The sequence below is a fragment of the Komagataeibacter melomenusus genome (assembly GCF_013155395.1).
In the GTDB taxonomy this organism is placed as follows: Bacteria; Pseudomonadota; Alphaproteobacteria; order Acetobacterales; family Acetobacteraceae; genus Komagataeibacter; species Komagataeibacter melomenusus.
Genome location: NZ_JABJWC010000012.1, coordinates 36304 through 49016, shown reverse-complemented (window position 1 = coordinate 49016; position 12713 = coordinate 36304). Strand labels below are relative to the sequence as shown.

Below are 12713 nucleotides of genomic sequence, written 5' to 3'. Positions count from 1 at the left end.
ACCATAAGCCCGTCGCGCCTATTGGCGCGACGGGCTTAGAGACTGTTTCAAAAGTCCCCTTAGCCTTCACAGCCCCGAAAGCCACGGCCTTGAAATTATGAACGTTGTTTCCTGAAATCCTCAATTTTCAGAAACGGCATAAAATCCGCTGCCAGTGGTCCGGATAACTCGCTTCGTAAAGCTTTTTCTAAATTTATGCCTCTTTCAAAAGACTGTTTGGACAATTCACGCGAATTCCCATAATCAGACAAAGCCGCGCTACGAATTTGATCTTGGAAATGTCGTTCGTTTCTGATGTCCTGAAGGGCATCTTTTATTTTTACGAGTCTTTTGTGCAGTTTTTCACCAAATAAAAACCTCGCCTCTTCACATGATGATATTACTTCCATTTCTGACGCGTAGAAATCTTTCATATCTATACAAATAAGAGCCAATTGTATGTGCTCAACGAAAGAATAGTATATTTTGTATCTACGGTCGAACAATTCTGAAATGATCTTTTCCTTGGCTATGCGTCGCTGCCAGTTGGCAATCCAGACAGTTACGGACCCAATTACGAGGGTTACGATCAACGTTCCGATATCGGATGGCTTAACTGTCACCAAATGACCGAAGATCGAATAAACATCTGGTGCTGGCGCAGAGGATGGGGACGAAGTGCAGGTAATTGCTAAATTAGCAAGATCGGCCAAAGCTTAAAGCTCTCTACCATATATTGATGTCAATTTAATAAAAACCACAAAATACGGCAGGAAACAACCCAATTATAAACGGGACTGGGGAACCTCCCCAACCCTTACGCAAACCAATTGGGAGGGCAGGAAATGCCGACACTCTTGGAGGTTCTTGTAAAGGCCCAGGTACATCCCGGTATGGAGTGTACGGAGAGGGTAGACGACGCAGAAGAACCGCGGACGACTACGAACGTGCCGGGGTTTGAGAATTTAATAAAATCAGAGGATAAAGAAAATGCTTAACGATGATGAAATAAACTACAGAGCAATAGAAAAATTTAATATAAAGATAACAATTTTCGATAAAATAAAAAACAAGTTATCGAAAATTATTTGGAACCTTATTTTCCCACGGCTAGTATGTTATATTGGTGACCAAAAAACAAAGCATTTACATGATCACCACTAATTATTTAATGACTAAAAAATATTGTATCATCAGATAGATCACCCCCAGACATTTCCATAGCTCTTTGCCAAAATGTATCTGGATTATCTCCATTATATATAAATATTCCAGAAATTTTCATTTTTGAAAAATTATTTACTTCAAACCATAATTTTGGATTTTCTGAATATGACAATATTTCACCTTTAGGTCTTGATATAAGAATTATGCTTTTATTTTCAGGAAGGCAAGAAACGTCTATTCTAGAAAATGGGATGCCCACGCCATTCATATTAAATACGCACATTTATATGTCTCCATATTTAGGATTACTATATTCTATCAAATGGAAAATTAAAAGCAAATTTCCTACCTTATTTCATGTGATTTTCGTAAAAAAGTTATTTTTATGTATTGCTTAATATTATATTTCCACGAAATGTAATTTTTATTTATTTTAATACTTAAGTGACAAAAATAAAAATTAATAGTGTTAAATCCACGTCTTCCCTTTCCTCGGAACTGGACAAAGGCGACGGAGCATGAGCCGCATTGCTGCCATGCGTATCATGTGCCGGGATACCTCAATTTTTTCCTCGTAATCCTTGGCTAGTCGGCGATAATTATTCAGCCAACCGAGGGCACGTTCAACCAGCCAACGCTTTTTAGCAGGCACAAAGTCAGTTTCCATACTAGTGTGATTCTCACCTATTTCAACTTCGCCACCGAATCTGCGAGCAACATACTTTTTAAACCTCTCGCCTCTGTATCCTTTATCCGCAATTACCAAATCAATTGCCGTAAAAGTATACATTTTCTGAATTGATTTAAATAATTTATTAGTTCCTTTAACGTTATTCAGGTTGGCATTACTAATAAAAACATCAACAATATTCCCGGCACTATCAACCGCAAGATGCCGCTTTCGGCCTTTGACTCTCTTGCCGCCATCATATCCACGAGTATCAAATACAGCAGTCTTGTCGGTTTTTACGCTCTGGCTATCCACAATCAGCAGGGATGGTTCAGGGTTACGTTCATCTTTCACCCTTACGCGCTCATACATATCCCTAAATGCATTATCGAACGCTTTCGATGCACCTAAATGCCGGAAATACCGGTAAACGGTCTGCCACGGCGGGAAATCGCGCGGCAAGCTGCGCCACATACAGCCATTTTTTAGGACATAAAAAATCGCGTTGATCACCCCTCTCATATTGGTTGAGCGAGGGCGACCTCCCGGTTTAGCTTTGAAAATGTAAGGCTCTAGCAACTCCCACTGCTGATCTGTCAAATCAGTATCGTACATTTTAAAAATATTCTCCTACATTATCGTATATAATAATAAAATTATATAAAATGCGGTTTTTTGACCATATTTTTATTATATTGCTTTCTTTTTTCTATTTTCAATACTTATATGTTGGATTGGTTTATCTTCTGACAGCCGCTCTATTATGTTGATGTAAGTGTTTGTGTTTAAGCGCTTTTTCAGAAATCTTGCCTAAAAGACGGCTTTCGCGTATGATAATAAACGGCGTGTCGTAGCGCCTTTTCACACGAGGTCGCCCTCTGTCGGGTGGCCTGCCTAATGCAACACCCGGCTTTCGAGCCAAAGTGGTGACGGGTTTACTCGTTCATCGCCCAAGGGAAATAAGCAGGGCGTGCCTATACCTCGTGTGAACACGCTACGACCCGCCCGACGCCAGGGAGATCACTGGTAAACGGGCCTGTCGTAGGGCTTTCCGACGAGGTATTAATAAATGAAATATAAGATATTCGCTTCTAATTTAAGGTTAGATAAGCGCGTCCCGTCATTTACGGCTACCGCATTTTGCTTGTTCACGATGCCTATAACGGCTCATGCTGGAGGCATCATTAGCTCCTTGGCTAGCACAGCCGCACATACCGCTGCGGCCAGTGCAGCAGGAACAGGCGCTGCTATGGCCACGGCTCACGCCATGGAACAACACCAAGATAAGGTAGACGCCGAAGATACCGGCGTTGCGTCAGTGTGCGGCAAAATGCTGGTCACTCATAGCGTGGCCAAACAGGTAGCTCCCCTCGTTGGACAGTCTGCGTCTCACATAGTGGTGCAGGTATCCAATGAATCCGTAGACCCTGACGGAACGCGGCAGTGCACTGGAACTGTGACCTTTCCCGGCGGAAAGCATGATGTGTCATGGACAGCGCAAAAGCACGGGCTGCTTTACAAGGTGGCAGCAACGTTAATTGACGATCCTGTAACTGGGCAAACTCATATGCATAAGGTGACGCTATGAGACGCATTCTAGGCGGCTTTCTAGCTGTAATGGCTGGATATTCTGTTCAACAGGCACATGCAGGAAGCATTTATTACAAGTATCCGGACGGAACGATATTAACGTCTGGATCGACGCAGAAAGATTTATGCGTTATATCAAATGACAATGAACAATTGTCTTTATATTCAAAGGGAGGCGAAGCGCCGAATTACTTTTTGAAATATGCCGTTAATTATGAAATGGGAATTTATGAACAGAGGAATATCCTTCAACATGTAAATTCTGATTTTAGGTTTAAATTCTTATATCAGGATCAACCATGGGGCGGTATTGGTCACGACCTGAAAGATGACAAAAACCATCTGTATCAGTTGGATATGAATCCAGATAACTCCAGAGCGTTTTTAGCTCAGTTAATGAGCCAGCAGTCTATAAATATCCAAATGTCTCTCAAGGATACAAGCGAAAATAATAATTCGGGAGGTTTAATAGGCAATTTAATTTCTTCTGCAAAAAAGAAAAAATGGGTTGATATCGGGAATATGGATATTTCGTGGCCCAATTTTAGCCAGTATGTGCAGCATTTTCAAGATTGCATAACCAATAAGGGCCCTGCTCCCGGTTGGACCCAGCGCATTGACCCGGAAGTGCAGCAACAGCAGCAAGAACAGAAAAATAATGCCATGCAGGCAGCATATAATAATGCTCTTGATGTAAGAAACTTTCTTGCTTACGGCTCAGAAGTTTTAGATAAAAACGTGAATGTTAAAGGCAGCATCTATTGCCGCGACTTGGATTCCTGCAATATCATAGATAGCCGTGATCAGGCTAAAACAGTCTGGTTCAACCCGCGTTCCCTAAGCGTTCCAACAAGGCAGCGCCTCCTGACGTGCGATCCGTATTCATCAAACTCTCTTGATACAAATAGCATATGCTCAGTCATCCTGAGCGGTGTAGCTCATAATGTTAGTGTCGTTCAAAACGGACAGAGGGTGGTACAACCGGGCATTAACGCCACAAATATCAGGTTTCTCTCCATGGATGAAATTACAAATTCTGCGTGGGGTAGCTTAATAAATCAATTCGGTGGTCGATAACCTTTTTAGGGGAGAGTATTGCTCTCCCTTTTTTATTTATAAATCTTTTCAATGCAATTTTTAAAATCTAACAAAAGGTGCTTCATATCATTTAATGATATAGTGCATCTGAACGTCTTCTTGTTGTCTTCCTTGTTCCAAAAATCCACAGACTGTATTCTTTTAAAATTATCAGGGTTATACCTGATATTTCCGTGTGCCAACGCATGACGTATACATTTTAGAAAATCATAATAAGAAAAATCTTCTTTGACTTCGATCTTATAAAATACGTTTATCGGAACAGGCTTATGAGTGAAATATGCAATAAACTGCTTCCCCTTTGATGACCTCTCAAAGGGATGAATGAGCGCACCCAAAAACGTGTTCACAAGCTGGGTGACTTCATACAGGGCGCGGGTCTCGTAATTTGCTTCAATAAATTCAAGGTTGATTATCGAGCGCCTGATGATGTCCAAGAGTGGGTCGCTTGGAATACCCATGCTGTACCTTCCTTACCTTGCCACTTCACCAGATGGGTATCCTCTATATGGTGGTTTGGAAAGCCAGCTTAGCGGGCCAAAAGGCAACTAATTTAGGTTTTCCAGAGGTTTAGACTTTTGAAACAGTCTCTTATGGCATGGCCTGATTTCATCAAGGCAAGATAACATAATCCGCCTGTCAGGCATCCGATGAACCATGCGAATTCAGACAGGACCGATAACGCAGGCAGGAACACGCTCGCACTTCCCGCCATCACCGCAATCAGCAGCGCAAGGATGGCTGCCGGGTTGACCCCGTTGCGATACCAGTAACAGCCTTGCCTGCTGGTGGTATAAAGTGCCGCGACATCAACCGCGCGGCGGCGGACGATATAGTAGTCACAGACAAGAATACCAAATAACGGGCCGATGAACGTCGCGAGCACGTCGAGTGTCAGATGCATGACATGTGGGTTGCCATACAGTTTCCATGGCATGATGGCGATGGAACCGGCGGCAGCAATCATGCCGCCACTGCGCAGGCTGATATGCCGGGGCGAGAGATTGGAAAAATCGAACGAGGCCGAGACAAAATTGGCCACGATATTGATGCCTGCCGTTGCGATGATAAATGTCAGCATGCCGAATATGACCGCCGTCAGGCTATCGATATGCGCGACGGTTTCCACCGGATCGATCATGACATGGCCAAAAGCTGGCGCGGTCAGGGCAATGGTGCAGATTGTCAGGGCCGAAAACCCGATGAAATTGAACGGCAACCCCCAGAAATTGCCCCGCCGGATATCCGCCGCACTGCGCCCATAGCGGGCGAAATCACCAAAATTAAGCATGGGGCCGGAAAAATAGGAGACCACAAGTGCCACGGCATTCACGCTGGCCCAGACCAGCGCCCCCCCGTGCAGGGGAGCCGCAGCCCCGGTAATCTGCAAAGAAAAGTGTCTCCACCCCACATGCTGGAGCAGATACAGGTCCAGCGCGATCATGACCGCATAGACAGCCGGGCCCGCCAGTTCGATAAACCGGCGGATTGTCTCGATACCCCGCCAGAAAATGGCGGCCTGCATCAGCCATAACAGCGCAAACGCGCCCCAACCCACGGCTGAAAGCCCCAGCACGCCGTGCAGCCTGACCTCGGCCCAGGGCGTCAGGCCGGGGGCAAGGCGCAGGGTCAGCACAACGAGTGCGTTCGATGCCAGCCATGTCTGTATGCCGTACCAGCATACGGCAATCACGCCGCGTATCAGTGCGGGAATATTGGCGCCAAGCACGCCAAAGGACATGCGGCACACAACCGGAAACGGCGTGCCCGTGCGCTGGCTGGGCACTGCCACAAGGTTGCACAGGGCGTTGACGATCAGTACGCCGCCCAGCAGGGCGGCAAAAACCAGCCCCGAAGGCAGGCCGAGGGTAAAGAGGTTGCCTGCCGTGACATAGCCGCCAACGCTATGCACGTCCGACATCCAGAAAGACAGGTAATCGTACCAGTTCCAGTCCTGCTTTGCCGCAGGGAGCAGATCGCTGTTGCGCAACCTGTCATCCTGCGCGCCGTGCTGCATGGCTGAAGAAGATGGAACAGCCTCCGGTCGTGCCTGCCTGTTCATGCACAGCCCCCTTGCAGGCCACTATGCCCGGCCGTGGCGAGTGTGTGAAGGTCATGCCCGCTTACGTATCGCATTGGCATGTTGCCCGCTCAGAACCCGGCCCGGAAGGTCACCACGGCGGAGAAACGTCCCAGCGTATTGTAGGTCGGCGCCGTGCCCTGGATCTTGCCGATGGTGGTATTGGTCAGGCTGACGCTGTTGATGGCGGAATAGGCATGGGTGTCGATCATGTTGTTGACCCACAGCATGACTTCCGGGCTTTTGAGAAAGCTCAGCCCACGCCCGACCAGGCTGTTGCGCGGCAGGCGCGCGCCCACTGTTGCATTCATGGTGTACAGTGATGGCAGCGCTTCCTGGTTCATGAAGGTTGAATACTGTTTGGAGAAGTAATTCAGCCCATAATTCCAGAAGAAGATGCCATTGTCCCAGTCCACCCCGAGCGAGGCGGCCCATGTGGGCGTATCGACGGCCATCTTGCCCTTGGTGGGCAGGCCCTGGATATTGTTGTCGATGGTGGAATGCAGGTACTGCATGGAGGCATAGGGGCGGAAATGGTGGATGGGGCGGGTGCCGATTTCCGCGTCAAACCCGTTGGTTGTCTGGTTGCCTGCGTCGATCACCTGCCCGATGGCCTCGTTGCCGAGGAACATGGAGGTGGAAACCTGATGATGCGACAGGTTGTAATGGAAATACGTGAAGGACCCGATGATGTATTTGCCGGTGTAGCGCATGCCGACTTCTTCGGTAATATTATATTCATCATGGATATGGGTCTGGCCCTGATTGGCGATCTGCCCGGTATTGGGGTTGATGGTGGTGATCATGGCGCTGTCAGGCGGCGCCTTGGCGCCGGTCGAGACCCCACCGAAGATCTGCACGTATTTGTTCAGCTGAAAGTGGCCGCCAAGCGTGGGCAGCGGCATGAACTCGTTGGCGCTGACCTTGCGCTGCAGGCCGGGAATGTTGTCGGTGCCGTCACGGTGGATCATGGTCACGCGCATGCCGCCATCAAGCACCAGCCGCCCGTTGAGCAGCGTGACCGTATCGCCCGCATAGATGCCGTTGACGGTGGAAATGTCGCTGTAGTTCTGGGAATAGAAAACCTGCCCGTTGCCCAGTCGCAGCGAGTTGCGCGCCCGCCCCCATGATGTTGCCGGGTCGCCCGCGCTGCTGACTCCGGTATAGCCCACAAGGTTGGTCGAATTATCGTAATCGAACCAGTAACCCAGATAGATATGGTGGTTGCCGACCTTGTAGCTCAGCTTGGCGTTCACGCCGCCGCGCATCTCGTTCAGGCTGCTGTACTGCTCGGCCACGCCGTAGGACTGGCCCGCCTGCTGGCCGGGAATGACAATGGATTGCGGGCTGCTGCCATAGCCATTGTACACCTGGTCATTCAGCTCGAAGCCGGAGCCGTAAACCTTCTGGTTGGCGGCGATGTAAGGGGTGACATCCAGCCCCAGCCGCCCGAAATTGAAGTGCGAGGGGGCGGCGATGTTGAAGGTCTTGGAATGCAGCCAGTTCAGCTTCCAGTAATCGGTGCCGCCGGCAGCATCATTGAGGTTGTAGGAACCGGCAAGTTCGTTCTTCAGCCCCTTCTGCTTCCAGCTGGCCATGGTCATGTCCCAGTAGGGCTCGTTGCCGATAATGCCGCGCGTGAAGCCACCAACCAGCGAGACCCGGTTGCCGTCGCCCCATTCCTTGAGGATCTTGAAGTCGATATGCTTGAAGTCTTCCTGGCCGGGGCCATGATAGAACGTGTCATGCTGGTTGGAGAACGAGATGTAGGAGCGGATGCCCGTCTTGCCCCATTCGCCCGTATCCACGCGCAGGAACTGGCGGGTATAGTCGCGGTTGCCCACGCCCACATCGCCCAGCCCGCCGAATTTCTTGGAGGGATCGCGGCTCTTGAACTCGAACATGCCACCCGAGCCGTTGATGGCGGGCGTATCGAGGTTGGATGAACCGGGCTGCACCGAAACGCTGCCGATATTCTCGCTATCGGTCACCCATGCCACGTCAAGGTTGTAGCCACCGATACTGCTCAGCGGCATGCCTTCCCACACATTGGCAATCTGGTCCTGTGTCAGGCCACGCATGCTCAGGGCGGATTTTTCGTGGCCGGCAGGATCGGTATTGGCCACCACGATGCCCGGCAGCAGCTTGACGGCATTATAGGCGTTCTGCGCGGGCGACTGCTTCATGATGTAGTCGGGGGTGACGGTACTGCGGGCCTTGGGGGCGGTCTGTTTCTGGATCAGGCCGCCACCGGGCGCGCGCCCGGTCACGCCATCGGGTGAATGGACAACGCTGGCCCCCACCCGGATCTGCTCGGCCCCGCCTGTCGCTTTTATGCCCTGTGGCTCCGTCGTGGCGGGGTGGGTATCGTGAGCATGCGTATTATGGGCCGATACCGTGCGCGCCAGGGCCGCCCCGCGTGGCGCCGTGAGCACGAGCGCGGTTGTCAGCGCCAGAAAGAACCGATGGCCCGGCGCCTGAACGGAAAAACGGAGCAGCGGCACGGTTTGCCTGGAGGGATGCGATCCGGTCTGGCTTTTTCCGTCAAGGTACATTGCCGGTGTCCTTATTCTTTATCCCGCCGGGCAGGCCGGGATCACGGCATGGAATGAGACTTGAGAGCAATGTCTCTCGTTACGGATGGAGGATAATATCGGTTTAAAATACGTGTCAACGCATATTGTTTACAAAAATGGATTTCAATCCTGGTAAGTGCAGGCAGGCGCGCCAGAGGCCAGATAACGTTGCAGTTCGGGGGACAGGCCCACCGTTTCCATGCTGTCCCGGTGCCGCATGGAGGGGGCGGGGCGCGATAGCAGGTCAAGGACTTCGCTCAGGCTTTCATGCAGGGAACACATGACCGGGGCTGCGACATCTGGCGCAATCCGCGCGGCAAAGCCTGCAAGCCCTGCGCCGCCCAGCACCACGCGGGCGGCGCCGTCCTCCTGCACCGCTTCATTGCAGGCCCGCGCGATCTCGCGGCATGCGGCAGCGCCCCCCTGTGCCAGAACATTGCCCGCTGCCGGCAGGATGCGGATGGATGCCAGCCGTGCGCTCAATCCCATGGCCTGCACCAGCTCGACGAGCATGGGTTTCCATTCAGGGCCGCCGGTCACGATGGAGAAGCGCCCCGGCAGCCGTGCCGCCCGTGCAAGGGAAGCCTGCGCCATGCCCGCAACCGGCACCGGGCAGAGGCTGGCCAGCGCCTCGCGCCCCGGGTCGCCAAAACAGGCCACCAGCACGCCATCAAACGGGCCGCGCGCGCATGCCAGCGCATCAAGCACTGCATGGCCAGCAATCGTAACGGAAACGCGGTTGGTCAGGTAGCGCGCCCCGAACCGGGCGGTAACCGCCTCAATCGCGATAGCACCGGCAAACTGGGCCCGGGCATGGACCACCATGCGGTGCGTCATGTCCGTATCGGTATTGGGATTGATAAGCAGCAGGCGCGACACGGGCGGGCATCCAATCATGATTAAGGTTGGCCATATCAGTGACCTTTGTCAGTCAGTATGATTTGGAAACGTGTTTCGTCAACCATTATTGTTTACAATATCAAGCCTCTTGACGGAAGCGTCAGACTGCCCCAACAGAAATGCGTTTCAGCGAAAGGGGAGGGGAGACACGGGCCATGGGATCATCCGCCAAGGAAGAAGCGCGCATTGCTGATGCCTTGTGCAAGGCGGTCCTGGAGCGCAAGCTGGCACCTGGCAGCAAGCTGCCCGAGGAGGAACTCGCCCAGATCTTTCGCTCCAACCGCGCCAAGATCCGCCGGGTGCTGCTTTTGCTGTCGCGCTCGCACATCGTCACGCTCGAGCCGGGGCGGGGGGCCTTTGTCAGTCGTCCTTCCCCGCAGGAAGCGCGTGACGTGCTGGCCAGCCGCCGCCTGATTGAAGTCAGCCTGCTCGCGCGGCCCTACCGCAAGCTATCCGCGCAGGGGGCCGGGCGACTGCGCCAGATCATGGCGCAGGAAGCGCAGGCGCATGCGGCACATGACGCGATTGCCATGATCTATCTCTCCGGCCAGTTCCATCTGACGCTGATCGAGGAACTCGGTAACAAGGTGCTGAAAAGCATTACCGGCGAACTGATCCTGCGCATGTCGCTCATCATTACCATGTATGAGCGGCAGAACACGACGTGCTGCCTGTCTTCCGACCATCACGACCTGCTCGAACTGCTTCTGGCGCATGATTATGCCGAGGCCTCCGCCCTTATGGCGCACCATCTGGAAGGGATTGAAAGCTGCCTTGACTTCCATCGCGAGCCAGCCACCACGACCATACTGAGCCAGATCCTCCAGCCCCTGAAGGACTGAGGGCGGGCACCGTAACGCGGTCAAGCCGCGCGCCGCCCGGTCTGGCCGGGCAGATACGGGAGGGGATCAGGCGGGTGGGGGCATGTTCACGATACGCTGCGCTGCCGCCATGGCCGTGTGCAACTGCGCATGAATGTTCTCCGCCCCGATAACCGGCGTGATGCGATGGCGGTCCATATCAGCGCGGAGGTAGGGCGTGACCCGCCCGAATATGATCCTGACCCCCTGCTGCCTGAGGCCGGTAAACAGGTCGCGCAGGTCACTGGCAGCCGAAAAGTCGATATCGGTGATCGCGCTGGCATCGACCACGATGCAGTCAGGCTGCGTGCGTGCCGGGGCCACGAGGGAGCGGATGTCGCTGACAAAGCGCATCGAATTGGCATAGAACAGGTCTGCGCAGAACCGGTAGAGCAGCACGCCCGGCGCGGTCTGCACCCCGGTCGAGACGGGTTGCGGCTCAAGCAGGCCGGAATGCGTATCATAACACAGCAGCATGGTATGGGGTTCGTAGCTGTGCCGCACGTGGCGGAACAGCGAGAGGGCTATGGCCAGGAATATGCCCTGTTCCACGCCGATGCTCACAACGGCCGCCGCCGTGGCAAGGGCCAGCCCGCACTCGCCCGGGCTCTCGCGGTAGATGGCCAGCATGGCGCGTCCATTGACCATGCCGATGGCGACCGTAAAGACGATCGAGGCCAGCACGCAGCGCGGCAGGTATTGCAGCGGGCCGGTCAGGAACAGCAGCACGATCATGGTCACGCCAGCAAAGGTCAGTTGCGCCAGTTGCGTGCGCGCGCCTGCCTGCACGGCCATGGCGGTCTGGGTCGGGCTGCCATTGACGCTGAAGGTGCCACTCAGCCCGGCGGCGGCATTGGCAGCGGCAAGGCCGAGAATATCGGCATTGTCATTGACCGGATCATGAAAGCGCTGGGCAAAGGCGCGTGATGTGGCAGCACTCTGCGCAATGATGACAAACACGCATGATGTGGTGACCGGCAGCAGGGCCAGCATTTCATTCCATGAAACATCGGGCAGGCGCAGGCGGGGCAGGCCGCTTTCAATCGGGCCGATGGTGGCAATGCCATGCCCCGCCAGATCGAATGCCATGCTGGCGATGATCGACCCCACCACGGTGACCAGCGGCAGCGGCAGGCGCGGGGCCAGCCGCTCGCCTGTCATGATGACCGCGACAATGCCCACCGACAGCAGCAGTGTCGGCCCGTTGAGCCGTGGCAGGCGCGTTACTGTCTGGAACAGTTGCAGCACGGTGTTATGGGCGGTGACGTCTATGCCCAGCATGTCGCGCGTCATGGCCAGCGCCACCTGCACGCCCACACCGGCCATGAACCCCACCAGCACGGTGCGGGAGAGGAAATCGGCCAGAAAGCCAAGGCGGAACAGTCGCGCGACGAGCAGGAACCCTGCACTGAGCAGGGCCACCATGCTGACCAGCGCCATGTAATGCGCGCTGCCCGGCACGGCCATGCGCCCGAGCGCGCTGGAGAAAATCGCCGCCGTGGCGGAATCGGCTGCCACCACCAGATGGCGCGAGGCCCCGAACCCCGCAAAGGCGATGAGTGGCAGCAGCACCGTGTACAGGCCGGTTACCGCAGGCATCCGGGCAATGCGGGTATAGCCCAGCACCTGCGGAATGTTCATCGATGCCAGGGAAAGCCCGGCCACAATATCGCGCAGCCGCCCCCGCATGCTCCGGTCCGGTTCCATCACCTCAGTGCCCCATGGGGTGGGAAACGTTTGTGGCGTTCATCGGGTAGCGTTCCTCTATGCGGCATCCGGCGCATGTTTATAAT

Annotated in this window: 10 protein-coding genes; 2 read left to right on the top strand and 8 right to left on the bottom strand. The window is 53.5% G+C overall.

All coding sequences use genetic code 11. The features are described from left to right. Window positions 1–95 precede the first annotated feature (95 nt). The 3 genes from HNW77_RS06840 to HNW77_RS06830 form a co-directional block, all read right to left on the bottom strand. Complete coding sequence (locus HNW77_RS06840; RefSeq protein WP_172156358.1) at window positions 96–692, bottom strand: hypothetical protein; 597 nt, start codon at window positions 690–692, stop codon at window positions 96–98. 455 nt (window positions 693–1147) lie between these two features. Beyond that, the gene (locus HNW77_RS06835) at window positions 1148–1429 is read right to left on the bottom strand and encodes a hypothetical protein (RefSeq protein ID WP_172156356.1); all 282 of its coding nucleotides are present in this window, start codon (window positions 1427–1429) and stop codon (window positions 1148–1150) included. A 186-nt stretch (window positions 1430–1615) separates the two neighbouring features. Beyond that, window positions 1616–2431, bottom strand: a complete 816-nt coding sequence (locus HNW77_RS06830; protein ID WP_172156354.1) for an IS5 family transposase — start codon at window positions 2429–2431, stop codon at window positions 1616–1618. Window positions 2432–3400: 969 nt separating this feature from the next. Here HNW77_RS06830 and HNW77_RS06825 point away from each other — a divergent pair. Beyond that, entirely contained in the window at window positions 3401–4483 is a 1083-nt protein-coding gene (locus tag HNW77_RS06825) for a hypothetical protein (RefSeq protein ID WP_172156352.1), read from the top strand. Between the two features lie 32 nt (window positions 4484–4515). Here the strand turns inward: HNW77_RS06825 and HNW77_RS06820 are convergent, their stop codons facing one another. The 4 genes from HNW77_RS06820 to HNW77_RS06805 form a co-directional block, all read right to left on the bottom strand. Then, the gene (locus HNW77_RS06820; RefSeq protein ID WP_172156350.1) at window positions 4516–4965 is read right to left on the bottom strand and encodes a HEPN family nuclease; all 450 of its coding nucleotides are present in this window, start codon (window positions 4963–4965) and stop codon (window positions 4516–4518) included. 92 nt (window positions 4966–5057) lie between these two features. Beyond that, complete coding sequence (locus tag HNW77_RS06815) at window positions 5058–6566, bottom strand: NCS1 family nucleobase:cation symporter-1 (RefSeq protein ID WP_172156348.1); 1509 nt, start codon at window positions 6564–6566, stop codon at window positions 5058–5060. An 89-nt stretch (window positions 6567–6655) separates the two neighbouring features. Further along, window positions 6656–9088 carry a TonB-dependent receptor gene (locus HNW77_RS06810; protein WP_276592072.1) on the bottom strand — a complete coding sequence of 811 codons (2433 nt, stop codon included), beginning with the start codon at window positions 9086–9088 and terminating at the stop codon, window positions 6656–6658. A 195-nt stretch (window positions 9089–9283) separates the two neighbouring features. Further along, complete coding sequence (locus HNW77_RS06805; protein WP_172156344.1) at window positions 9284–10057, bottom strand: aspartate/glutamate racemase family protein; 774 nt, start codon at window positions 10055–10057, stop codon at window positions 9284–9286. Window positions 10058–10215: 158 nt separating this feature from the next. On the opposite strand from HNW77_RS06805, the gene HNW77_RS06800 reads away from it, so the two are divergent. Beyond that, complete coding sequence (locus tag HNW77_RS06800) at window positions 10216–10902, top strand: GntR family transcriptional regulator (RefSeq protein ID WP_172156342.1); 687 nt, start codon at window positions 10216–10218, stop codon at window positions 10900–10902. Window positions 10903–10968: 66 nt separating this feature from the next. On the opposite strand, the gene HNW77_RS06795 is transcribed toward HNW77_RS06800, so the two are convergent. Then, window positions 10969–12609 carry a SulP family inorganic anion transporter gene (locus HNW77_RS06795; protein ID WP_241694334.1) on the bottom strand — a complete coding sequence of 547 codons (1641 nt, stop codon included), beginning with the start codon at window positions 12607–12609 and terminating at the stop codon, window positions 10969–10971. Between the last annotated feature and the right edge of the window lie 104 nt (window positions 12610–12713).

What these genes read in the sequence shown, in the direction of transcription:
- HNW77_RS06835 (WP_172156356.1), bottom strand. Translation starts at nt 1,429, where the DNA reads ATGTGCGTATTTAATATGAATGGCGTGGGCATCCCATTTTCTAGAATA.
- HNW77_RS06830 (WP_172156354.1), bottom strand. Translation starts at nt 2,431, where the DNA reads ATGTACGATACTGATTTGACAGATCAGCAGTGGGAGTTGCTAGAGCCT.
- HNW77_RS06825 (WP_172156352.1), top strand. Translation starts at nt 3,401, where the DNA reads ATGAGACGCATTCTAGGCGGCTTTCTAGCTGTAATGGCTGGATATTCT.
- HNW77_RS06820 (WP_172156350.1), bottom strand. Translation starts at nt 4,965, where the DNA reads ATGGGTATTCCAAGCGACCCACTCTTGGACATCATCAGGCGCTCGATA.
- HNW77_RS06815 (WP_172156348.1), bottom strand. Translation starts at nt 6,566, where the DNA reads ATGAACAGGCAGGCACGACCGGAGGCTGTTCCATCTTCTTCAGCCATG.
- HNW77_RS06805 (WP_172156344.1), bottom strand. Translation starts at nt 10,057, where the DNA reads ATGATTGGATGCCCGCCCGTGTCGCGCCTGCTGCTTATCAATCCCAAT.
- HNW77_RS06800 (WP_172156342.1), top strand. Translation starts at nt 10,216, where the DNA reads ATGGGATCATCCGCCAAGGAAGAAGCGCGCATTGCTGATGCCTTGTGC.
- HNW77_RS06795 (WP_241694334.1), bottom strand. Translation starts at nt 12,609, where the DNA reads ATGCGGGGGCGGCTGCGCGATATTGTGGCCGGGCTTTCCCTGGCATCG.